This window comes from Clostridium sp. C8-1-8, from assembly GCF_009928445.1.
Classification (GTDB): domain Bacteria; phylum Bacillota; class Clostridia; order Clostridiales; family Clostridiaceae; genus Clostridium_AR.
In genome coordinates this window covers 69,187-92,212 of sequence record NZ_JAABNO010000017.1, presented here as the reverse complement: position 1 = coordinate 92,212, position 23,026 = coordinate 69,187, and the positions used below count along the sequence as shown (strand labels likewise).

The following is a 23,026-nucleotide window of genomic DNA, read 5'->3' as shown; positions in this document are numbered from 1 at the left end:
GTGGAATAATGGAATTTACAAAGGATCTATTTGAATTAGTTCCAGATAATGAAAAAGATAAAGAAGGTGTTGCAAGACCTTCGATGACATATTTACAAGATGCTTGGAGAAGATTAAAGCAAAATAGATTAGCTCTAATGGGTTTAATTGTAATTATACTTATGACGCTACTGGCTATATTTGCTCCAATGTTTTCACCTTATGATTATTCAACACAAAATTTTAGTATAGCAAACCAAGGGCCAAGCATGCACCACTTCTTCGGAACTGATAAGTTTGGAAGAGATATTTTTACTAGAGTTGCATATGGTGCAAGAATTTCTCTAACAGTTGCTTTTGTTGCCAGTGCACTTAACGTAATCATAGGAATTATATATGGTGGTGTTTCAGGATACTTTGGTGGTTGGGTAGATATGGTGATGATGAGAATAGTAGATATACTAAACTCAATACCTATGCTAATATACGTAATACTTATAAGTGTTGCTTTAGGTTCAAGAGATATAAAAGGTATAATAATAGCAATGACCATATCAATGTGGACTACAATGGCCAGAATTGTTAGAGGTCAGATATTAACTTTAAAAGAACAAGAATTTGTATTGGCTGCTAAGACACTTGGTGTTAAGCCATTTAGCATAATATTTAGACATCTTATACCAAACAGTATGGGTTCTATAATAGTAACATTAACTTTAGCAATACCAGAAGCTATTTTTACTGAATCTTTCTTAAGCTTCGTAGGTGTAGGTATATCTGCGCCTAAGGCTTCATGGGGTACCCTAGCATCTGAAGCTGTTGAAATGATGAGAACTCATCCATCACAATTAATTATTCCTTCTTTAGCAATTTGTATAACCGTTTTTGCGTTTAATATGCTTGGTGATGGGCTAAGAGATGCCTTAGACCCTAAGATGAGAAAGTAGGAGGAAAATATAATGCATGAAAAAATACTTGAAATAAAGAATTTACATACTTCTTTCTACACACACGTAGGAGAAGTTAAGGCAGTGAGAGGAGTATCTTTTCATTTGAACAAAGGAGAAGTACTTGGAATCGTAGGTGAATCAGGTAGTGGTAAGAGTATCACAATGATGAGCATTATGAGATTACTTGCTGAAAGTGGTAAGGTAAAAGAGGGAAAAGTTGTTTTTAATGGTGAAGAAATAAGCAGTTTTACAGATAAAGAGATGGAAAAAATAAGAGGAAATGAGATAAGTATGATCTTCCAAGATCCTATGACTTCATTAAATCCAGTTTTGACTGTTGGCGATCAGCTTATGGAACCATTAAAGAAACATCTTAAGATTACTGGTGAAGAAGCTAAAAAGAAAGCAGTTGAGATGCTTAGTTTAGTTGGAATACCAAGCCCAGAAAAAAGACTTAACCAATATCCTCATGAGTTTTCAGGTGGTATGAGACAAAGAGTTATGATAGCTATGTCTCTTATATGTAATCCTAAACTTATAATAGCTGATGAGCCAACAACAGCATTAGATGTTACTATTCAAGCTCAGATACTTGAATTATTAAAAGAATTAAAAGATAAGTTGAATACATCTATCATAATAATAACTCATGATTTAGGTGTTGTTGCAGATATATGTAATAGAATAAATGTAATGTATGGTGGAGTAGTAGTAGAAAGCGGAACTACAAAAGATATTTTCTACAGATCAAGACATCCATATACATGGGGACTTTTAAATAGTGTTCCTAATCCAAAGTTAGACACTAAAGAAAGATTGAAGCCGATAGAAGGAACACCACCAGATTTATTAAATCCTCCTAAGGGTTGTCCTTTTGCTCCTAGATGTCAGTATGCAATGAAGGTTTGTATGGAGGCTATGCCAGAAAAGTTTAGTATATCGGAAAATCATCATTCATCATGTTGGTTAAACCACCCAATGGCACCAAAGGTTGAAAGAAAATTGCCTGATGATACAGTAGAAGAATCTCCAAAAGGCACAGGGAGGTAATCAGAAAAAATGGAAGATAAAATATTATTAGAAGTTAAGAATTTAAAGAAATATTTCCCTATAAAGAAGGGTATACTAGGTACACAGATATCTAATGTAAAAGCAGTAGATGATGTTTCTTTTAGTATAAAAAAAGGTGAAACTTTAGGTTTCGTAGGAGAGTCTGGTTGTGGTAAGACTACTACTGGAAGAACCATAATTAAATTATATGAACCAACAGAAGGTCAAATAATTTATGATGGTCAAGATATAGCGAAATTATCTCCTAGACATATGTTACCTTATAGAAAAAAAATGCAGATGATATTCCAAGATCCATATGCATCACTAGATCCTAGAATGACTGTTGGAGACATAATTGGTGAAGCTATAGATGCTCAAAAGCTTTTGGGAAAAGGTGAAAGAAATGATAAAATTACTTACCTTTTGAAAAAAGTGGGACTTAACGGAGATCATGGTTCAAGATATCCGCATGAATTTTCTGGTGGTCAAAGACAAAGAATAGGAATAGCTAGAGCTCTAGCAGTTGATCCAGAATTTATAGTTTGTGATGAACCTATATCAGCATTAGACGTTTCAATACAGGCTCAAGTTGTAAATATGCTTGAAGACTTGCAGCATGATCTAGGATTAACTTATTTATTCATAGCTCATGACTTATCAATGGTTAAGCATATTTCTAATAGAATAGGTGTTATGTACCTAGGTCACTTAGTTGAAATAGGTGAAAGTAATGAACTTTATAGCAAGCCATTACATCCATACACTCAAGCTTTGTTATCTGCTATTCCAATACCGGATCCAGATATGGCAAGCAAGAATAAGAGAATCGTATTGCAAGGTGAAACACCTTCTCCAATTGATCCTCCAGTTGGATGTAGATTTAAAGACAGATGTAAATATGCTAAGCCTATATGCTCACAAGTTACACCATTGTTAAAAGAGGTAGGCAAAGATCATTCTGTTGCATGTCACTTATATTAAAAAGGTATAAATTAATTTAAATAAATTATACAAATTTCCTAATAAGGGGGTAAAATAATGTTAAAAAGAAATAAAATGAAAGTTCTTTCATTAATTCTTGCTACTTTAGTAGTAGGAACAACTTTTGTAGGCTGTGGAAAGAAAGATGAAACTTCTTCAACAGCAAAGGTTGATCAGATTATAAAATATAATCTAGGGGCTCAACCAAAGACAATAGATCCAGGTTTAAACAACTCAGTTGAAGGTGGAATTGTTGACGTTAATGCATTTGAAGGTTTAGAAAATGTAGATGCGAGCAACAAGGTTACTCCAGGTGTTGCTGAGAAATATGATGTATCAAGCGATGGATTAAAATACACTTTCCATTTAAGAAAAGATGCTAAATGGTCAGATGGTAAGAACGTTACAGCTAACGATTTTTACTACGCTTGGTCTAGAGCTTTAGCTCCAGAAACTGCTTCAGATTATGCTTATCAATTATTCTATATAAAGAATGGTGAAGCATATAATGGTGGTAAAGCTAAAGTTGAAGACCTAGGTATAAAAGTAGTTGATGATTATACATTAGAAGTTAATTTAGAAGCTCCAACTGCATACTTCTTATCTTTAACTGCATTCCCAACTTATTTCCCAATAAGAAAAGATATAGTTGAAGCAAATAAAGAAGGTTGGGCAAATGATCCTAAGTCATTTGTAAGTAATGGAGCATACAAAATGTCTGAATATGCTCAAAAAGACCATATGACATTCGTAAAGAATGACAACTATTGGGATAAGTCAAACATTAAGCTTGACAAGATCCAATACACAATGTTAGACAATGAAACAGCTTCATTAAATGCTTTTGAATCTGGAGATATAGATGCAACTGATTTATTACCTGCAGAGCAAAAGCAAAGTTTAATCAAAGATGGTAAGGCTAAGGTTTACCCATACTTAGGAACATACTTCTATGATTTTAACGTTACTGGTAAGAATGTTGCTCCAGAAGTTGCAAAAGCTTTAAATAATGTTAATGTAAGAAAAGCATTAAGCTTAGCAATTGATAGAACAGCAATAGTTGAAAGTGTTACAAAGGGTGGAGAACTTCCAGCAACTAGCTTTGTTCCTAAGGGAATAGTTGATAGTGCTGCTAAGGAATTTAAGAACAAGGATTACCTAAAAGCTACAGCTGATGTTGATGGTGCTAAGAAGTTACTTGCTGATGCTGGATACCCAGAAGGTAAGGGATTCCCTAAACTTGAAATCAAGTACAACACTGGTCAAGGTCACCAAAACATAGCTCAAGCTATACAAGATATGTGGAAGAAGAACCTAGGTATAGATGTTACACTTGTTAATGAAGAAAGAAAAGTTCAATTAGATGATTTAACTAAGCATAACTTTGCTATATGTAGAGCATCATGGATCGCTGACTACAATGATCCTATGACATTCATCGATATGTACTACACTAACGGTGGTAACAACAATCCAGGTTACACAAATCCAGAATATGATAAGTTAGTTGATGCAGCTAAGAAAGAAACAGATCCAGCTAAGAGAACTGAAGCAATGCATAAGGCTGAAGACATTTTAATGAATGATCTACCAATAATGCCAATATACTACTATACTAATGTTCTTGCACTTAAGAACAACATAAAAGATGTTCAAAAGTCTCCATTAGGATTCGTATACTTCAGAAATACAGTTGTAGAAGCTGCTGAAAAATAGTAGAATCATATAATATATATTTATATATTATTTAAACTGCTGACAATTTGTCAGCAGTTTTTTTACTCTTAAGGACGGTATTAAAGTATTTTGTTTGATAAACTTAGTGATATCAAACCTTTAGAGCAGCTAGTTAAGGTGAAGAGTAAAAAAGATCTTATTCACCTGTCAGGTTTTACACATATTGATTGGAAAAGTCAGATACAAAAAAAATAAAGTTTTTAGTTATAGACTATTGCACAAAATCTAAAATAATGGTATTATATCATTTGTAAGCGTTATTATAGGGGTATAGCTCAACTGGTAGAGTGGCGGTCTCCAAAACCGTAGGTTGTGGGTTCGATCCCTACTGCCCCTGCCAAAGGATAAATTGGTAGAAGAGAAAGGTCTTAGAGTATTTATGAATATTCGAGACCTTTTTCTTTTTTTACAGTCTAAAAATATGATTATGCATTAATACTACAACAAATGAGAAATACACCTAAATTTCTGTTTTAATTTACAAAATATTTCAAATATGATATAATTAAGTTTATGTGAATATATGTAATTGTTCTTAATAATTGTAATAAGCATCGAGGCTATTCATAGATATTTAGTTTCAAATTTGGGGTGAAAATATGTATTATTACTTTAGATATTATAGAAAAAAAGCTATTATAAGAAATATGATTAAAGGTTACCTAGGAACTGAAGAACTCACATATATGATGAAAGAGTACATAGATATTAATGAAAATATAGGTGTAGAAAATAAGATTTTAGTTCTTGATACCTCAAATTTAGAGCTTATAAAATCTGAAGTAAGTGATATGTATTGCGAGTTTTTAGAAAGTCTCTCGAAAGGTAAGTGGAGCATTTCCATAATAATATTACCTGAATCTATAATAGGAAGTTATCAGCTTAAAAAGTTTATTAAGAAATCAGGTATTAATCCTGTATTCGTGAACAATAATAAAGAAGCTATTAATATAATTAAAGAGTTTAGTAGAAATAAGTGCCAAAACTGCATTTAATTAAATAGACTATAAATTTTCCTTGTGGTTAATATAATAGTGTAAACAGAAGTTGTTTACTAACCACTTCAAAACCAAAGGAGGAATGAGATATGTCAAGGTCAAGAAAATTAGTTCCTGAGGCGAGTCAAGGTTTATCCAAGTTTAAATCAGAAGTAGCAAGAGAACTAGGAATTCCATTAAGTGATTATAATGGAGATTTGACATCAAGACAATGTGGTTCCATCGGTGGAGAAATGGTGAAAAGAATGGTAGAGGAATACGAGGGCCACTTAACTACTAGATAATAATCACAGTGGATTAAAATCTTTGCAGGTAAATCGTAAGCAAAGTAATCTGACCTAAAAGGGAGGAGTTACTATGGGTAATGATGTACCACCAGGAAGATAGTATTCTAATACCGGAGGCACAAGAAATTGTGCCTCTTTAATATTTTATTTTTTAGCAACTTGTATATTTTTCTTGAATTCTTATTGATAGGGAGGATTAACTTATGAACTGGAAAAGAGGTACAGTTACTTTCGACGATGGTTCAAGTTATGACAGCGAATTTTTGGTAAATGAAGAAGGACAGATTTATAATGTTAAAGTTTTTAAAAATGGAGAAGCCATAAAAGAAGTGGATGCGGAAGAATTTGCGGAGAAGCTTGGAAAAAGTGTAGAAGATATTTATCCATATAAGGCATCCTTTGGACAAAATATATACAAGTAGAGGATTTTGGTGCAAATCTTCAATATTTTTATGTTATTTTATAGCTATTTGTTATTGGTTTATATAAAGTTATATTTAATACGTTTAGATTATAAGTTTATCTACTTAAAAAGAGGCATAGCCTCTTTTTTTTAATTTTCATTTATGCTAAAATGAGAACAAAAGTTCGTGACGTATGATGACTAAGCTGTTTTTTCGGAGGAAGATATGAATAAGATAAAAATATTACATTGTAGTGATTTGCACTTTGACACACCTTTTTCAGATTTACCAATTGATGTTTCAGAACAAAGAAAAGAAGAGCTTCAAGAAACTTTTAGCTCAGTTATTGAACTTGCTAATAAAGAGGGTGTAGATGCTGTTCTATTAGCAGGTGATATTTTTGATAACTTAAGAGTGAGAAAGAGTACGTTAGATTTTTTAAGAAGAAGATTTGAAAGTATCCCTAATGTAGATATATTTATTTCTCCAGGAAATCACGATCCAGTAAATAGTAGATCTTTTTATAAGATGATAGAATGGCCGTCCAATGTTCACATATTTGACTCAGGGTTTAGTAGCTATGTAATTAAGGATAAAAATGTAGTAGTGTACGGAGCAGGTTTTACAACTAATTATATTAAGAAATCCATGCTTATGGATTTTAAAATCCTAGAAGAACATAAAAATTTTATAAAGTTAATGGTTCTTCATGGGGAAGTTGCTGCATCGAATTCTTTAAATGAATATAATCCAATAACTGTTGAGGATATAGGAAATTCTTCAATGAATTATATAGCCCTAGGACATAAGCATCAATTTTCAGAAATTAAGAGGTCTAGAGATACTCTTTACGCATATTGCGGTTGCCCTGAAGGTAGAGGATTTGATGAATTAGGACAGAAAGGTATTATTATAGGGGAAATAGGTGAAGGTTATAGTGATCTCAGGTTTGTTCCGATGAATAAGAGAAGTTATAACATTCAAAATATCAATGTAGCTAATATTACAAACTATGAAGATATAAAAATTAGAGTATTAGAAGCAATAAATAAGGAGAGTAGGGAGAAGGATTTATATAAAATTGTTCTAACTGGTGAAATTGAAGAAGAATTTAACTTAGATATAGAGATTTTAACTAATAAACTAAGTGAATACTTTTATTTTGTAAAGGTAGAAGATTCTACTAAAATTAAACTTAATGTAAATGAAGTAACAGTAGAAAATTCTATTAAAGGAATATTCGCTAAGAAATTAATTGAGAAGCTAGGTAGTTGCGAAGAAGAGGAAAAAGATATATATGAGCTAGCATTAAAGTTTGGAATACAAAGTCTTTCTGAAGGAGAGATTGTAATAGATGATAATTAGAAGAATAAATGTAACGAAGTTTGGTAAAGTTGTAGAAAAGAATATTGACTTTGAAGATGGATTTAATATTATTTATGGAGAAAATGAATCAGGAAAAAGTACTCTTCAAACCTTTATAAAGGCTTGTTTTTATGGGCTGAGCAGCAAAAGAATAAAGGATTTGAGGGAAAACGAAAGATTGAGATATTTATCAATTAATGATAATAAAGCAGAGGGACAAATTGATTTTAGTTATAGGGAAAATGAATACTTAATAAGAAGAACTTTTGGTAGCACTAAAAAAGAAGATACAATTCAGGCAATAGATTCAATAACAGGTGAAGAGATTGAAGCTATGAACAATGATGGGGTAGGGAAGTATATTTTTGATGTTAACTCTCAAGCATTTGAAAATACACTTTTTATTAGGCAGCTTAGTGGAGAAGTGAAGAATTCAAAAGAGGATGATATTATTCATAAGATAAGTAATTCGTTTCAAACAGGAAATGAAAATATATCCTACCAAAAAGCTAAAAACACCTTAGAGCAATATAAAAAGAGCTTAGTCACCCAAAGAAAAGGTGGAAAGTTAGATTTGCTTAGGATTAGATATGACAATCTTTTGGAGGAAAGAAACAATGCCTTTAAGCTAGCAGAAGCTAATTTAGATAATGAAAAAATGTATCTTGAGCTTAATTCAAAAAAGGAAAAACTAGAGATAGCTATAAAAAAGCTAGAAATATATAAGAAGCATTTGAAGAGGCTTAAATTAAAAGAAGAGTATAGTGAAATAACTGAATATCTAAAGAAAAGTCAACAATTAAAAAAACAAAAAGAAGAGTATGAACACAATTTAGTTTCTGATAATGGAATAGTAGATTATCACTTCTTAGATGAACTTCAAGAGGAGACTGCGGGTATATTTAATTTATTAGATAACTATAATCAAAAGCTTGAAGAAGAGAGAATATTGCTAGAAGAATTAGAGTCTAAAAGAAATTATTTGAGCTTATATAGCAGTTTTAAAAGCTTTGATTCTGATATAGATGAGAAAGTAATAAAAGTGTCCATGGAACAAAGGCATATAGAAGAAAAAATATCCACAGTACTAGATACAAATGAAGAAATAAGCAGAATAGAGATTGAGATAGAGCGTAAAATAGGTAACTTGAAAGACTATAATGTGATAAAAGAGCAAAGAGAAAGTATAGATACTCTTCTCAATAATTATGAGGAAAGTTTGAAGGAATTAAAATTTCTTATTGATAGACAGTCAAAAGTAAAGGTTAACGAGACGGACGTAAAAAGATTTAAAACAAAGGATCTTTTTTTAAAGATAGTAGCTGTACTTATGGTTGCTTTTGCTGCTGTCTTCATATTAATAGGCTCGTTAAGATTAATACTGTTAGGTATATCTATGCCTATATCGTTAGGTTTTATGGTGATTTCTATGATAAGCTATATCTTTATAAATAAAAATAAATATTCTTTAGAACAAGCAACAAATAATTTTAAAGAACAAGGAGAGATAGATAGACTGAGGGATGCGGTAGAAGAATATGAAAAAAAGTTGAACGGATACTTTGATATTGCAGAAAGTTCGAATTACATAGACTTCAAAAAGTATTTAAACTCTTTTGATAATTATAAGAATGAAATTAAGGTTTTAGAAGCAATAATTAATGAAAAAAAGAATAGTATTAAAAATATAAATATATATGAACTAGAAGATGTTGCTATACAAAATGAAAAGATTATAAATTCAGTTCTATCAATAACTAAAAGTAGCAACGTAGAAGAATTTGTTCAAAATATGAAACAATACCAAATTATTAATCAGGAAGTTTTGGAACTAAATAATAGAGCAGAGGCAATTAGAAAAAATGTTGAATATATTTTAAGTGATATAGAACAAAAAAAACAAGCTATATATACAAAACTAAGAACTTTATCACTGGAGCATATAAGGTTGGAAGACATAATCGAGGAGATAAAGAATTTAAGATTTAAATTACAGCAGAGAGAAGAACTTATAGTGAGACTTAATTCTATAGAAGAAACTTATAAGGTGCTTTTAAAGGATAGAGATATACAAGCTATTGAGGAAGAAATAAAGGAAATAATCAATGAGACTAATGAGTTTTCTTATGAAAATGAAGAGGATATAGAGAATGAGATTAAGATTAAACAAGTAGAGCTGCTAAATGTGGAAAAATCTATTAAAGATATAGAGTATAGCATTAAAAATATATTTTTAAGTAGTAGAAGACTTGATGTTATAGAACAGGATATAGAATTTGTAGGAAAACAGATAAAAGAATACGAAAGAAAAGTCAAAGCCATTGAGATTGCTCAAGAAGTAATGGATGAATCCTTTAAAGAAATACAAAAGAGTTTTGGGCCTATCTTAAATCAAAAAGTAGCAACTATATTTAGTAAAATAACTATGGGAAAATACGAAGATGTAAAGGTAACTGAGAATTTTGATATAACGGTGAAACAAAGCATTGATGGTAGATATATAAAGGCTGAATATCTAAGTAATGGTGCATGGGATCAAGCTTATATAGCTCTAAGGCTGGCTCTTATTGATATGATATTTGAGGATAAGAATGTTCCTATAATTTTAGATGATGCTTTTGTACAATATGATGATATAAGATTAAAAAATATTCTTGATTACTTATATGATATTTCTTATAAAAGGCAAGTATTATTGTTTACCTGCCAAAGAAGAGAAGTTGATATCTTATCTGACAGAGAAAAGGTTAATATAATAAACCTATAAAATATTAATGAATTTTGTAGTCTAATATTGACAATACTCTTTATAGATTGTATACTTTTTAAGGAAATGCAAATCATTTGCAAAAGGAGTGCCAATATGAATAAAAGAAGAGCTTTGTCAAAAGTAATTTTTGGAGTAATTGCTGTATCTTTATCAGTAGGATTGATAGGATGTACAAAAAAAACAGAGCAAAAGAGTGATGAAAAACTAAAGGTGACAGTTTCAATAAATCCTCTTAAGGAATTTGCACAGGCTATAGGTGGAGATAAAATAGATATAAATATGATGGTACCTGAGGGTATGGAACCTCATGATTTTGAGCCAAAGAGTAAAGATCTTATAGAATTAAATAAGTCACAGATATTTATATATAATGGTCTCGGTATGGAAGAGTGGCTAGATAAAGTTACAGATACTATAGAAGATAAGGATAAAATTCAACTTATAGATAGTTCAAAAGGAATAGAGGCAATAAAAACAGCGGGTAAAATAGATCCTCACATTTGGCTTAGTTTAAAGAATGCTAAGATACAATCTAATAATATAAAAGAAGCTTTTGTAAAAGCTGATGAAAAAAATAAAGATTATTATGAGAAGAATTATAAGCAATTCTCAGAAAAGCTAGATAACCTTTATTCTGAGAATGCTAGTAGGTTTAAAGAGCTTAGTAATAAGGATTTTGTAACAGGACATGAGGCCTTTGGGTATTTATGCAGAGACTTTGGACTTACTCAAAAAAGTGTGGAAGATGTATTTGGTGAAGGTGAGATAACTCCACAGAAGCTTAAGGAATTAGTAGAGTTCTGTAAGACCAATAAAGTAAAAACTATATTTGCAGAACAATTAGCCAGTCCTAAAGTATCAGAAACCTTAGCCAACGAGGTTGGAGCTAATGTTCAAAGTATATATACTATTGAAAGCAAAGAAGATAATAAGGATTACTATGAAAGTATGAAAGCTAATCTTGATAAAATATATAATAGTCTAAAGTAACTGAAGATTATGAGACATTACTACATATATAAATAGCTTGTAAAACTAGCTATTTATAATCCTAGTAATAGTCCCATAATCTTTTTTGATATTCAAAAGCTTTTATTAGATAAAGTTACAGATGATTATACAATATAGGATTTAAATACTAATTTGAGCGCAATAATAAGAATGAATAGTATGTGCCTTTCTAAAGAAATTCACCTATTTAATAAAGGGCAAATGCGGAAAAAAAGAAAAGAAAACTATATATTTAGTTACAGAATATGTTAAAATTTAGTTAGTTAAATGAAGAACTCAGGAGGTACTAAATGGATAAAGACTTTTATGAGAAGAGAAAATCTGAAGGAGAAAAGATATACAAAGAAATAGCATCACAATGTAATGTGGTAAGTTTATTAAGGCTAGTTACATTCCTCGTTATTATAGCCATAAGTTTTCTTATTTATTATATTGGAAAGAGCTATATATTCTATGGACTTTTGGTGTTATCAATAATTTTATTTGTATACTTTGTGTATTTACATTCAAAAAAATTAGAGGATAAGTCTAGAAAAGAAAAATATATAGAGATAAATGAACAAAGCATAAAAAGGGTTGATGGTGAGTGGAGAAGCTTTGAGGATGATGGAGAAGAATTTTTAGATGTTAATCATCCTTTTATAAATGATCTAGATGTATTTGGTAGAAGTTCCTTGTTTCAATGGATAAATACTACAAAAACTCTATATGGTAGGAAGAAACTTGCCGCAATGCTTACTTTACATGAATTGCCTACAAAGGATGAAGTCTATAGTAGACAAAGCGCTATAAAAGAACTTGGCAATAATATAGATTTTAGGCAAAAGCTTCAGGTAGAAGGAAGTCTAAAAAAATCAGCGTTAGGGGATACATCCCATTTTTTAAAATGGTGTAAAGGGAAGAACGATAATATTTTGTCGCCATTAATGAAAATAGCTATTATACTACTACCAGTGGCATTCATAGCATTAAGCTTATTATATTTTTTCACTAATTACGTTAAGTCTGTATTTCCAGTGGCAGTAGGTATACTTAATTTTATAGTACTAAAATTAGGAAGTAATGAGAGAAATGAAGCATTAGATATAGTGTATGAATTAAAAAGTAGTATATATACTTATTTTAACATGATTAAAATAGTAGAGGATGAGCAGTTTAACAGTGAAAAGTTAAAATCTATAAAATCAAGGCTTATAAATCAAGATTTTAATTTTACTGAAGAGATGAAGGAGCTTAACTCCATTGCTAATAAGATAGCTGATAGGCAAAATATGATTTATATAATAATAAATGTAGCTTTGCTTTGGGATTATCACTTGTTGACAAGGCTAGAGCACTGGAGAAGGAAAAATAGTGATAGATTAGAAGATTGGCTAGAGGCTCTAGGAGAAATAGAAGCTTTAAGTTCTATTTCTAACATAAGTGGAGATAATGAACAGTGGAATTATGGAGAGATAGTTGAAGACTTATCATTAGAAGGTGAGGAAGTAAGTCATCCACTTCTAGGAAAAAGAGCTGTTTCAAATAGCTTTAAGTTAAATAATGAAAACAGAATAATGCTAGTAACTGGTTCAAATATGTCTGGAAAAAGTACTTTCCTTAGAACAATTGGAATAAATACAATTCTTACGTATATAGGAGCGCCTGTTAACGGTAAGGCTTATAGCTGTCCATTGGTAAATATTTACACCTGCATGAGAATAGGGGATAACCTAGAGGAGAATATTTCATCATTTTATGCAGAGATATTAAGAATAAAGAAACTAATAAGTGCTACAGATAGAGGAGAAAGAGTATTGTTTATGCTAGATGAAATATTCAGGGGAACTAATTCTATGGATAGACATACAGGAGCGGAGATATTAATAAATCAGCTTAGTGGAAGAGAGGCTATAGGGCTTGTTTCTACTCATGACCTTGAACTATGCGATTTAGAAGAGAAAAATAGAAGAATAATAAACTATAATTTCAGGGAACATTATGATAAAAATGAGATTAAGTTTGACTACAAGCTTAGAAAAGGAAAGTCTACTACTAGAAATGCCATTTACTTGATGAGAATGGCTGGTATAAACATCTAGTTATTGACAGTAACTATTGATAATAGTAGAATTATACACATATAAAGATGTACCACTTATATTGGAAGTGGTACATCTATAGCTCCAAAATGTTTTGATTGTTAAGTATACGTTTTGGAGTTTTATTATATAAATAATTAAAGAGTATATGGTGAAATATGAAAACGAAAGTTAATTGGGTAGTTGTTTTAGTTTTAAGTTTATTCCTTTTAGCATCTACGACTTATGGTTGGCAAAAATCTGTTAAAGCTAATGTTAGAGGGGACGAAGCTGTAGTTAACAGCTTAAAAGATAATATGAATAAGTTCTGCAAGGACATAGGTCCTAGAGATTATAATAATTACGATAATTTGGAAAAAAGCAAAAGGTACATAATGGACAAATTTAAATCTATGGGATATAACATATGCGTACAGGATTTTCAAATTGGAGATAGAACCTTTTCTAATATTACAGCAACGAAGAATTGTGTAAATAACAGTAAAAGCACGAAAACAATACTTGTAGGAGCTCACTATGATTCTTCCACTGCAGCTGCTGATGGTGGCGCTACTGGTATTTCTGCATTATTAACTCTAGCTGATCTGTATAAGGATAGTAATTCAAATTATAATGTGAGGTTTGCAGCTTTCGTTAACGGAGAAAAAGTATTTGCTAACACTAATCAGATGGGGAGTAAAATATACGCTGACTACATAAAGAATGAAAAACAAAATATAGAAAGTGTTATAATATTAGATTCATTAGGATATTATTCTGATAAATCACTTTCCCAACGATATCCTTTTATAGGCCCAGTGATGCCTAACAAAGGTAACTTCTTAGCTATAGTAGGAAATTCTAGTTCGGAAAGCTTGACTAAGGGTGTTACTAACTATTTTGAAAAAAGCTGTGATGTACCAGTTAAGTCTATAAAAGAAGGTCTTTTTATTGGGTCAGATATTAAAGATAGTTATTCATTTTCGGAAAATGGATTTAAAACTATACTTGTAACAGATACATCAGTGTATAGGTTTGATGATATTAATAAAGAGGATGACAGAGTTAAAAATATTAATTTCGATTATATGAGCTGTATAGTAAAAAATCTAAAGGACTATTTAATAAATTACTAAATTAGTATATAATTAATATATTATATGAAATTATATTGAATAAACTTTTTCAAATTCAATATAATTTTTTTCTTTTTAAACATGTACGGAGGTAAACAAATGAATTTTGAAGGAAACCAAAATAGATTTATAAATTCTAAGCATCTCGGTGTACAAGTAATAAAAGGTTCTTTACATACAGGAAAGACTTCAGCTGCATTATATCGTACTATGAATTTAAAGAATAATTATTGTTTGTATGAAAGTGATAAGATAGTATTCGTTACCAATGATTATAGAAACAAAATCAGTGCTAAATCATTTTATGATTCCACCGTTAAAAAAATAAAAACAAGTAATATAACCTTATTTTCGCTAATGGATAATGATATAGAGTTTTTATCTCTAAATGAATTAGTTGATGTATTTTTCAACAAGTACATATCAAATAATAAGCAGTCATTAGATGAAATATCTGAAGCAGATAAAATATCACTTTTAAAAGAGGTTCTTAGCATCAATGAGAACGGAATAAACAAGATAAAGACTTTAAAGAATAGTTCTGTATATTTCCTATTGGACGAAATACAATGGATAAAAGCTAGCTTGCTGTCTAAAGAAGAATACATGGAAGTCAATAGAAAAGGAAGAGGAAAGCCTATAAGAAAGAATTCCATTGTAAGAGAATTGCTATATAAGATGTATATAGAATATAAAGAAATGATGAAAGACAAAAAACTTATCGATAAATATGATAAGGTTGAGCTAGCAAAAGCAATGGTAGCAGAGGGTAATAATAAATATATACATATATTTTTAGATAACTGTGAGAAATTGACTAGAAGTGAGCTCAATTTCATAAGATCTTTCTATGACAAAAAGGACTATTCATCATTTACTTATCTGATAAATAGTATTGATGTTACGGAAAGACATGCTTGGCTTAAGAATGGAATAAAGCTAAACTATCTAGATGATATTGAAATATCAAAGAACTATAGGTTTACCTCAGTTGCCAGCAAGAAGGCCAATGAATATTCACTAGAAAAGTTTAAATATATAAATCTTAAACATAGAAGTGAACATTCATTTCTAATAGATGGAGCCTCTACTAAACCTGAAGTTATAATCGATTGGAACGCTAAACAAGAGGTTATAAAAGAGGATGATTTAGTAGAAGTACCAATGTATAGCGATATAGCAGCTGGTGAGCCAATACCTATGAACGGAGAGCAAGAGAGTAATTTTTATATACCATATAACTGGATTAGAGGAAAAAAGGACAACTTCATACTTCATGTAAAGGGTGATAGTATGATAAATGCTAATATCAATGATGGAGATTTTGTTGTAATTAGAAGGCAGCAGTCAGCGGACCATAATGATATAGTAGCAGCGGAGATTGAAGGAAGTGCTACACTTAAAAGACTAAATTTAAAAGATAAGACTCCATATCTTATGCCTGAAAATCCAAAGTATCAGCCTATATCCTTGGAAAATAAGGAGGCTTCTATATTAGGAGTTGCTATAGGCGTAATTAAGCAAATATAGAGTTTATAACTTAATATATTGGGGATACAAAGAAAATAAACAGAATATGATTTACACATGATTTATTATTATATGTTTATGATAAAACTGATGTGCAAAAAGACCGCTAATAAAAATAGTGGTCTTTTTATTATATACAAATAGTGATTTTGTATAAATTTATATATAAGTATGTATAGGAATTTTTAGTAAAAATTTTATTTTTATCGCTTAAATAAAAGTGAAATAAATAACTATTTATGGCATAATTATAATAAGAGATATGATGAGGGGATGAGGCAATGGGATATGTTATAATTGATTTAGAATTTAATAATCTAAAGAATATAACTAAGTATTATCCTAATTTTTATAACATGTATGGAGACCTTAAAGAAGCCCAGCTGGAAAATGAAATAATAGAAGTAGGGGCAGTTAAGCTTGATAAGATGATGAATTTTATAGGGAATTTCAAGACCTATGTAAGACCAGCTTTATTTAAAGTTTTAAATCCCAAAATAACTGAAATAACAGGTATAACTGAAACTAATTTAAGTTCAGGAATAACTTTTATTGAAGCTATGGACAAACTTAGGGAATTTGTTGATAATGATTCGATAATATGTTCCTGGGCTAAGGATGATATAGCAGAGATATTTAGAAATGCATGTTATCATAACTATAAAGAGGTAGGCTGGTTAAAGGAATATTTAGATATACAAGAATATGCCACTAAGATTTTGGCGCATAAGAAATCTTTAAGTTTAAAGAATGCTTTAGAAGAGCTAAAGATAAGAGTTGATGAAAGCAAGCTTCATGATGCTCTAAATGATGCGCTTTATACCTCAGAAGTATTTAAGAGGCTTTTTAATAATAGAATAATAAAAAATTATATTGTAAAAGATGTTTATAATATGCCTGCTATTATGGTAAAAGATCTTCAAAATTATGAGATTGATAATAGTAAGTTAGATTATAGATGTCCAAAATGCAAGACGGAAATTAACATTGAAAGACCATTGAAACTTTTTAGTTGGAGATTCATGGGTATAGGGAAGTGCCCAAAATGTAATACAAAAGTACTTCAAGAGGTTATAGTTAAGAAAACCATAAGCGGTGATGAAATATATAGTAATGTGAATAGCATACTTAATGATATGGAGTATACTGACTACTACTATAAATTTGATAAGGCAAACTAATTAGTAGTTTGCTTTTTTACTGTCTAGAAATATACCATGTAGGAAAAAGCTAGCACAAAAGTATAATTCAAAAGAATTTGTATTTTTGCTAACTGAAATTAATTATACTTAAAGGCAAAAACATAAGTTAAAGTGTTATTATCACATCTTACGCATAAGCCAATGTTTGATATATTTGTGCTTAATAGTTCTTGTTTGTAAGTATCTAGTAAGATGCTAGCTACTAATCTATTGTCATATTGAAGAGGGGGAGTTAGTCTTTCTCTATATATGCAAAACACAGTATTATTGTCAGCATCATTCCATGTAAAAGTATCTTTCTCTATGGTAAGCTTATTTAGGTATTGAGTTGCTTTAGTATCTAAATCAGAAGAAAAATAAAAAGGTGACATGGAGTAGTTTGATCTAATTTTATTAAGATTAACTAAACAAGTATCTTTACAAGTTCCTTCAAAACTTACATATGGTTTATTAGTATTTGTAGCATTACATTTTTTTAATGGTGTGAAAAGTATGACGTAGCTGATAAATACAAAAAGCAATAGTGAAAGTTTTTTCATAAAATCACTCCTATATTTATTATTCCATTTGAGAGGAATAATATACTACAATTTTATTATGTCAGCATTTCGAAGGGATTATTGCTAATGTTTATAAAGTGTAAATTAATACAATTGTTATAACATTTGAGCAATATATATGTTAGAATAATTATAGTAAACTATAATAATATTTTCTTTTTGGAAAGGATAAGGTATGAATATTGCATTTTTTCTAACACCTAAAAATGAAGTAATATATGAGAATACAGATGCAACCATGAGACAGGTAATGGAAAGAATGGAGCATCACGGTTACACAGCTATTCCTTTGATTGATAAAAATGGTAAATATGTTGGAACTCTTACTGAAGGGGATCTTCTTTGGAAGCTAAAAAATACACCAGATCTAAATTTTAAAAACACTAATAATGTGAAGGTAAAAGAAATATATAGAAGAGTTAATCATAAAAGCGTCTCAATAAATGCAGATATAGAAAGTATAATCTCTCTTTCAATTTCGCAAAATTTTGTTCCAGTAGTAGATGATAACGGTACCTTTATAGGTATAATAAAAAGAAGTGACATAATAAATTACTGCTACAATACATTAAAAAGTACAATTGCATAAATATGTTTAAAAGGCTATCCATGGGGGTAGCTTTTTTGATAGATAAGACTAGTAATTTCGATAATTTAGAACAGCTGTTTAAGATGAATAAAAATATGATAATTATTATCATTTGGATAAAATTATGATATAATTCTATTAAAGATAATTACTAATAACGAGAATTAGTAAGTTCAGTAAGTTCAGTAAGTGACATATGAACAAGAGGTGGAAAGCATGTTGATGATAATATCCCCAGCAAAAACGCTGGATTTTGAAGAGGTTAGTATAGATTTAAGGTTAACAACTCCAAAATTTTTGGCTGAAGCAAAGGTACTTATAGATGAGTTAAGAAAAAAGACACCGGAAGACATAAGCAGATTAATGAAGATTAACTTACAGTTAGCTGAATTGAATCATACCAGATACTTTCAATGGAAGGAAGATATGAGTGATATAGACAAGCAAGCTATTTTGGCTTTTAAAGGAGAGGTTTATAGAGGGCTAAAGGCCAATGATATGACAGTAAAAGAATTGGAGTATGCAGATAGTCATTTAAGAATCTTATCTGGATTGTATGGAATACTAAGACCATTAGATGCTATAAAACCTTATAGACTAGAAATGGGTATTAAGTTAAAGAGTGGTGCTAGCAAGGATCTATATGGTTTTTGGCAGGATAAGATAGCTAAGGATATAGATAGTGAATTAGAAAATCATAAGGATAAGATTATATTGAATCTTGCTTCTGAGGAATATTATAAAGTCGTAAAGGATTATGTAAAAAATCCAGTAATAAATATAACCTTTAAGGATAGAAAAGCAGGAGTATATAAAATAATACCTGTATATGCTAAAAAGGCAAGAGGATTAATGGCTAGCTACATAATAAAAAACAAAGTAGAGTCTTTAGAAGAAATTAAGAATTTTGATTTGGAAGATTATAGCTATTCTGAAGAAATGTCTTCAAAAAATAATCTTGTGTTTTTAAGGTAATTATTAAATTGAGTGGTCAGTCATCCGATGCTTAGATGAGCTTGTGCAAAAAATCACTTAATTTAATCAACAGTATTAAATTTATTAGGGGGCTAAAAAAGGTTAACTTAAGTTAAAATATAAATGCTAACCTAAAAAGAATCTTTTTAAATTAGGCTGTGTTAAAATAGTTTATTGGTATTACATTACTTCACTAAATAGTGCTAAGGATATTCTAAGGCAGTATTTTGCAATATGCCTTAATAAAATCACATGGATAAAAAGTTAGTCTAAATAAAATATTAATATTGACAATTTAAATTAGCAGTATTAATATATAAGCATACCACCCCCATAGGGGGGTGAGGTGGAGGTGTGGTATGAACGACGAAAAGAAGAAAGCTCTTCAGGCTCTCAAGACTTGCAAAGGACAGATCGAAGGCATCATAAAAATGATTGAAGAGGATAGATATTGCATAGATATATCTAATCAAATAATAGCGTCTCAAGGGCTTCTAAAAAGGGCTAATAAACTAATATTGAGACAGCATATGACTCATTGTGTAAAAGCAGCTATTAGGAGAGAATATGATCAAGAAGAAAAGATAAACGAAGTAATGGATATTTTAGATAAATTAATAGATAAATAGAGGAGGAAATATGACTACTAAAACCTTAAAAATAGAAGGTATGACTTGTGCAGCTTGTGTACGAAGAGTAGAAAGAGCTGTAGCAAAGTTAGAGGGAGTAAACGAAGCGTTAGTTAATTTGGCCACAGAAACCCTCAAGGTATCTTTTGAAGAAGAAAAATTATCAGTAAATGATGTCGAGGCAGCAGTAGATAAAGCCGGCTATAAGGCAGTTTCAACCATTAAGAATGCAAGAGTAAGGGTTCAAGGCATGACTTGTGCTGCTTGTGTAAGTAGAGTTGAGAGATTTGTTAAGAAGGTAAATGGAGTTGAGAAGGCAGATGTAAACTTAGCAACTGAGACGCTAACTGTCGCATTTGATTCAGATATAATAAGACTTTCTGATGTAAAGAAAGCAGTTGAAAAAGCTGGTTATAAGGCAGTAGAAGAGGAAAAAGAGGATGAGCATAGAGATAGAAAACAGCAAGAAATAGATTCTATGAAGAAGCGACTCGTAGTTTCGATAGTATTCACTGTACCACTACTGATTATAGCTATGGGACATATGCTTGGGATGCCACTTCCTAGCTTTATAGATCCACATCACTACCCTCTTAGTTTTGGTATGGTTCAGCTTATACTTGCATCTATTGTTATAATAACAGGGAGAAAGTTCTTTATAGCAGGTTTTAAAAATCTTGTACAACTTAGTCCTAATATGGATAGTCTTATAGCCATTGGTACATCGGCAGCATATCTATATGGATTATTCGCAATATATAAGATAAGCCAAGGAAATATGGAATATACCATGGATTTGTATTTTGAATCTGCAGGTACAATCCTTACTTTAATAACTTTAGGTAAATATTTAGAGGCAATAACTAAAGGAAAGACTTCTGAAGCTATTAAGAAGCTTATGGGGTTAACACCAAAGACAGCGGTTATTTTAAAGGGTGAAGAAGAAAAGGTAATAGCTATAGATGAAGTAGAGGTTGGAGACATTATAGTAGTTAAACCAGGTGAAAAGCTTCCGGTAGATGGAACTATAATAGAAGGTCTTACATCTATTGATGAAGCAATGCTTACTGGGGAGAGTATACCAGTAGAGAAGACTATTGGTGATAGTGTATATGGAGCAAGTATCAATAAGAATGGAATGATAAAGTATAAGGCTACAAAGGTAGGTAAGGATACTGCTCTTTCTAGAATTATAAAATTAGTTGAGGATGCCCAAGGATCTAAAGCTCCTATTGCAAAGATGGCGGATATAATATCAGGATATTTTGTACCAGTAGTTATAGGGCTTGCTCTTATTTCAAGTATAACTTGGGCTATATTTGGACATGGAACTATATTTTCACTTACAATCTTTATATCAGTACTGGTTATAGCTTGCCCTTGTGCATTAGGACTAGCAACTCCTACTGCAATAATGGTTGGTACAGGTAAAGGTGCAGAATTCGGAGTTCTTATAAAAAGTGGAGAAGCTTTAGAAACAAGTTATAAGATTAATACAGTAGTCTTTGATAAAACTGGAACAATAACCGAAGGTAAGCCTAAGGTTACAGATATAATAGCAGTAGATATAAGCGAGGAGCAGTTACTAGCTTATGCAGCAGCTGCAGAAAAAGGTTCAGAACATCCTTTAGGTGAGGCTATAGTAGCAGAAGCTGAGAATAAGGGGCTTGAATTAAATAAGTTAGATAGCTTTAAGGCTATACCAGGAAAAGGAATAAGTGTAGTTATTGAGGGGAAAACAATAGTTCTAGGAAATAAAAAGCTTTTTAGTGATGAAGGTATCCTTATAGGAGAATTAGAGGAAAAGGCTGAAAGGTTATCAAGAGAAGGAAAAACTCCTATGTATTTGTCAGTCGATGGAATAGTATCAGGAGTGGTTGCTGTTGCAGATACTGTTAAGCAAAATAGTAAGAATGCTATAAAGGCTTTGCATAAGATGGGAATAGAAGTAGTTATGCTTACTGGAGATAATAAGAATACTGCGGAAGCAATAGCAAGAGAAGTAGGTATAGACAGGGTTGTGGCAGAGGTAATGCCAGAAGATAAATCTAGAAAGGTAAAAGATATACAAGCAGAAGGAAGAAAGGTTGCAATGGTAGGAGACGGTATCAATGATGCTCCAGCACTTGCAGCAGCAGATGTTGGTATAGCAATAGGATCTGGAACGGATGTAGCAATTGAATCAGCTGATATAGTGCTGATGAGAAGTGATATACTGGATGTTATAACAGCTATAGATCTTAGTAAGAAGACCATAAGAAATATAAAACAAAATCTTTTTTGGGCCTTTGGATATAATACCCTTGGAATACCAGTAGCTATGGGAATCTTATATGCCTTTGGGGGACCGCTACTAAATCCCATGTTAGCTGCCTTTGCTATGAGCTTTAGCTCTGTTTCAGTACTATTAAATGCCTTAAGACTTAAAAACTATAAGCCATTAATTTAATTATATTAGTTTAAGTTGCCTGCTAGGAAGGAGCTGCGATATATACTCTTTTCTAGCAAGGTTTAAAATATAGGCTATGTTTGAGAATAACTTGAAAAAGGTACTTCAACACAGCCCAAATACATTATTATATAAAAGGAGAGATGTAACATGAGTAAAAATGTAAAAATAGAAGGAATGTCTTGTATGCATTGCGTAAAGCATGTTGAAAATGCTTTATCAGCATTAGCAGGAGTTGAAAAATTTAAGGTTGAAGTTGGATCAGCTGTCGTTGAAGGAAATGTTTCTGACGAAGCCTTAAAGAATGCAATTGAAGAAGAAGGATATGACGTAGTATCTATATCTTAATACAAACTAAAAG

The 23,026-nt window shown here is 30.9% G+C and carries 20 protein-coding genes and 1 tRNA gene; 20 read left to right on the top strand and 1 reads right to left on the bottom strand.

All coding sequences use genetic code 11. The features are described 5' to 3' along the window. The first annotated feature begins 8 nt into the window (after positions 1-8). From GXK57_RS16675 to GXK57_RS16605, 15 genes are all read left to right on the top strand, one after another. Complete coding sequence (locus GXK57_RS16675; RefSeq protein ID WP_160678541.1) at positions 9-926, top strand: ABC transporter permease; 918 nt, start codon at positions 9-11, stop codon at positions 924-926. Between the two features lie 12 nt (positions 927-938). Continuing rightward, positions 939-1,979 carry an ABC transporter ATP-binding protein gene (locus GXK57_RS16670; protein ID WP_160678539.1) on the top strand — a complete coding sequence of 347 codons (1,041 nt, stop codon included), beginning with the start codon at positions 939-941 and terminating at the stop codon, positions 1,977-1,979. A gap of 9 nt (positions 1,980-1,988) precedes the next feature. Next, the gene (locus GXK57_RS16665) at positions 1,989-2,963 is read left to right on the top strand and encodes a dipeptide ABC transporter ATP-binding protein (RefSeq protein WP_128212282.1); all 975 of its coding nucleotides are present in this window, start codon (positions 1,989-1,991) and stop codon (positions 2,961-2,963) included. A gap of 57 nt (positions 2,964-3,020) precedes the next feature. Then, positions 3,021-4,679 (top strand): peptide ABC transporter substrate-binding protein, encoded by a 1,659-nt coding sequence (locus GXK57_RS16660; protein WP_160678537.1) that lies wholly within the window; start codon positions 3,021-3,023, stop codon positions 4,677-4,679. Positions 4,680-4,964: 285 nt separating this feature from the next. Further along, positions 4,965-5,040 (top strand) — tRNA-Trp (locus tag GXK57_RS16655). A gap of 259 nt (positions 5,041-5,299) precedes the next feature. Next, the gene (locus GXK57_RS16650; RefSeq protein ID WP_160678535.1) at positions 5,300-5,695 is read left to right on the top strand and encodes a hypothetical protein; all 396 of its coding nucleotides are present in this window, start codon (positions 5,300-5,302) and stop codon (positions 5,693-5,695) included. 92 nt (positions 5,696-5,787) lie between these two features. Beyond that, positions 5,788-5,982, top strand: a complete 195-nt coding sequence (locus GXK57_RS16645; RefSeq protein WP_160678533.1) for an alpha/beta-type small acid-soluble spore protein — start codon at positions 5,788-5,790, stop codon at positions 5,980-5,982. A 206-nt stretch (positions 5,983-6,188) separates the two neighbouring features. Beyond that, positions 6,189-6,407 carry a hypothetical protein gene (locus GXK57_RS16640; protein WP_160678531.1) on the top strand — a complete coding sequence of 73 codons (219 nt, stop codon included), beginning with the start codon at positions 6,189-6,191 and terminating at the stop codon, positions 6,405-6,407. A gap of 207 nt (positions 6,408-6,614) precedes the next feature. Further along, positions 6,615-7,754, top strand: coding sequence for a DNA repair exonuclease (locus GXK57_RS16635; protein ID WP_160678529.1), 1,140 nt, complete (start codon positions 6,615-6,617; stop codon positions 7,752-7,754). Next, positions 7,744-10,521 carry an AAA family ATPase gene (locus tag GXK57_RS16630; RefSeq protein WP_160678527.1) on the top strand — a complete coding sequence of 926 codons (2,778 nt, stop codon included), beginning with the start codon at positions 7,744-7,746 and terminating at the stop codon, positions 10,519-10,521. Before GXK57_RS16635 ends, GXK57_RS16630 begins: the two co-directional genes overlap by 11 nt. Before the next feature lie 96 nt (positions 10,522-10,617). Continuing rightward, complete coding sequence (locus GXK57_RS16625) at positions 10,618-11,514, top strand: zinc ABC transporter substrate-binding protein (RefSeq protein ID WP_160678525.1); 897 nt, start codon at positions 10,618-10,620, stop codon at positions 11,512-11,514. Between the two features lie 311 nt (positions 11,515-11,825). Further along, positions 11,826-13,616, top strand: coding sequence for a MutS family DNA mismatch repair protein (locus tag GXK57_RS16620; protein WP_160678523.1), 1,791 nt, complete (start codon positions 11,826-11,828; stop codon positions 13,614-13,616). A gap of 158 nt (positions 13,617-13,774) precedes the next feature. Further along, positions 13,775-14,731, top strand: coding sequence for a M28 family peptidase (locus GXK57_RS16615; RefSeq protein WP_160678521.1), 957 nt, complete (start codon positions 13,775-13,777; stop codon positions 14,729-14,731). Positions 14,732-14,830: 99 nt separating this feature from the next. After that, entirely contained in the window at positions 14,831-16,261 is a 1,431-nt protein-coding gene (gene lexA, locus GXK57_RS16610; RefSeq protein WP_160678519.1) for a transcriptional repressor LexA, read from the top strand. 281 nt (positions 16,262-16,542) lie between these two features. After that, positions 16,543-17,442: a 3'-5' exonuclease gene (locus GXK57_RS16605; RefSeq protein WP_160678517.1), complete on the top strand. Its 900-nt coding sequence runs from the start codon at positions 16,543-16,545 to the stop codon at positions 17,440-17,442. Between the two features lie 98 nt (positions 17,443-17,540). Here GXK57_RS16605 and GXK57_RS16600 read toward each other — a convergent pair whose 3' ends face one another. Beyond that, entirely contained in the window at positions 17,541-18,002 is a 462-nt protein-coding gene (locus GXK57_RS16600) for a hypothetical protein (RefSeq protein ID WP_160678515.1), read from the bottom strand. Between the two features lie 196 nt (positions 18,003-18,198). On the opposite strand from GXK57_RS16600, the gene GXK57_RS16595 reads away from it, so the two are divergent. The 5 genes from GXK57_RS16595 (at position 18,199) to GXK57_RS16575 (ending at position 23,013) form a co-directional block, all read left to right on the top strand. Continuing rightward, positions 18,199-18,612 (top strand): CBS domain-containing protein, encoded by a 414-nt coding sequence (locus tag GXK57_RS16595; protein WP_128212296.1) that lies wholly within the window; start codon positions 18,199-18,201, stop codon positions 18,610-18,612. 216 nt (positions 18,613-18,828) lie between these two features. Next, on the top strand, positions 18,829-19,587 hold the full coding sequence (gene yaaA / locus GXK57_RS16590; protein ID WP_160678513.1) for a peroxide stress protein YaaA: 759 nt from the start codon (positions 18,829-18,831) through the stop codon (positions 19,585-19,587). 359 nt (positions 19,588-19,946) lie between these two features. Beyond that, positions 19,947-20,216, top strand: coding sequence for a metal-sensing transcriptional repressor (locus GXK57_RS16585; RefSeq protein ID WP_128212298.1), 270 nt, complete (start codon positions 19,947-19,949; stop codon positions 20,214-20,216). 10 nt (positions 20,217-20,226) lie between these two features. After that, entirely contained in the window at positions 20,227-22,665 is a 2,439-nt protein-coding gene (locus tag GXK57_RS16580; RefSeq protein WP_160678511.1) for a heavy metal translocating P-type ATPase, read from the top strand. Positions 22,666-22,815: 150 nt separating this feature from the next. Further along, positions 22,816-23,013 carry a cation transporter gene (locus tag GXK57_RS16575; RefSeq protein WP_160678509.1) on the top strand — a complete coding sequence of 66 codons (198 nt, stop codon included), beginning with the start codon at positions 22,816-22,818 and terminating at the stop codon, positions 23,011-23,013. The last annotated feature ends 13 nt before the right edge of the window (positions 23,014-23,026 follow it).

Bases quoted from the DNA above. Each gene is read 5' to 3' on its own strand.
- GXK57_RS16600 (WP_160678515.1), bottom strand. From the start codon at position 18,002: ATGAAAAAACTTTCACTATTGCTTTTTGTATTTATCAGCTACGTCATA.
- GXK57_RS16585 (WP_128212298.1), top strand. From the start codon at position 19,947: ATGAACGACGAAAAGAAGAAAGCTCTTCAGGCTCTCAAGACTTGCAAA.
- GXK57_RS16675 (WP_160678541.1), top strand. From the start codon at position 9: ATGGAATTTACAAAGGATCTATTTGAATTAGTTCCAGATAATGAAAAA.
- GXK57_RS16580 (WP_160678511.1), top strand. From the start codon at position 20,227: ATGACTACTAAAACCTTAAAAATAGAAGGTATGACTTGTGCAGCTTGT.
- GXK57_RS16665 (WP_128212282.1), top strand. From the start codon at position 1,989: ATGGAAGATAAAATATTATTAGAAGTTAAGAATTTAAAGAAATATTTC.
- GXK57_RS16625 (WP_160678525.1), top strand. From the start codon at position 10,618: ATGAATAAAAGAAGAGCTTTGTCAAAAGTAATTTTTGGAGTAATTGCT.
- GXK57_RS16660 (WP_160678537.1), top strand. From the start codon at position 3,021: ATGTTAAAAAGAAATAAAATGAAAGTTCTTTCATTAATTCTTGCTACT.
- GXK57_RS16670 (WP_160678539.1), top strand. From the start codon at position 939: ATGCATGAAAAAATACTTGAAATAAAGAATTTACATACTTCTTTCTAC.
- yaaA (WP_160678513.1), top strand. From the start codon at position 18,829: ATGTTGATGATAATATCCCCAGCAAAAACGCTGGATTTTGAAGAGGTT.
- GXK57_RS16595 (WP_128212296.1), top strand. From the start codon at position 18,199: ATGAATATTGCATTTTTTCTAACACCTAAAAATGAAGTAATATATGAG.
- GXK57_RS16645 (WP_160678533.1), top strand. From the start codon at position 5,788: ATGTCAAGGTCAAGAAAATTAGTTCCTGAGGCGAGTCAAGGTTTATCC.
- GXK57_RS16620 (WP_160678523.1), top strand. From the start codon at position 11,826: ATGGATAAAGACTTTTATGAGAAGAGAAAATCTGAAGGAGAAAAGATA.
- GXK57_RS16605 (WP_160678517.1), top strand. From the start codon at position 16,543: ATGGGATATGTTATAATTGATTTAGAATTTAATAATCTAAAGAATATA.
- GXK57_RS16635 (WP_160678529.1), top strand. From the start codon at position 6,615: ATGAATAAGATAAAAATATTACATTGTAGTGATTTGCACTTTGACACA.
- GXK57_RS16630 (WP_160678527.1), top strand. From the start codon at position 7,744: ATGATAATTAGAAGAATAAATGTAACGAAGTTTGGTAAAGTTGTAGAA.
- GXK57_RS16575 (WP_160678509.1), top strand. From the start codon at position 22,816: ATGAGTAAAAATGTAAAAATAGAAGGAATGTCTTGTATGCATTGCGTA.
- GXK57_RS16640 (WP_160678531.1), top strand. From the start codon at position 6,189: ATGAACTGGAAAAGAGGTACAGTTACTTTCGACGATGGTTCAAGTTAT.
- GXK57_RS16615 (WP_160678521.1), top strand. From the start codon at position 13,775: ATGAAAACGAAAGTTAATTGGGTAGTTGTTTTAGTTTTAAGTTTATTC.
- GXK57_RS16650 (WP_160678535.1), top strand. From the start codon at position 5,300: ATGTATTATTACTTTAGATATTATAGAAAAAAAGCTATTATAAGAAAT.
- lexA (WP_160678519.1), top strand. From the start codon at position 14,831: ATGAATTTTGAAGGAAACCAAAATAGATTTATAAATTCTAAGCATCTC.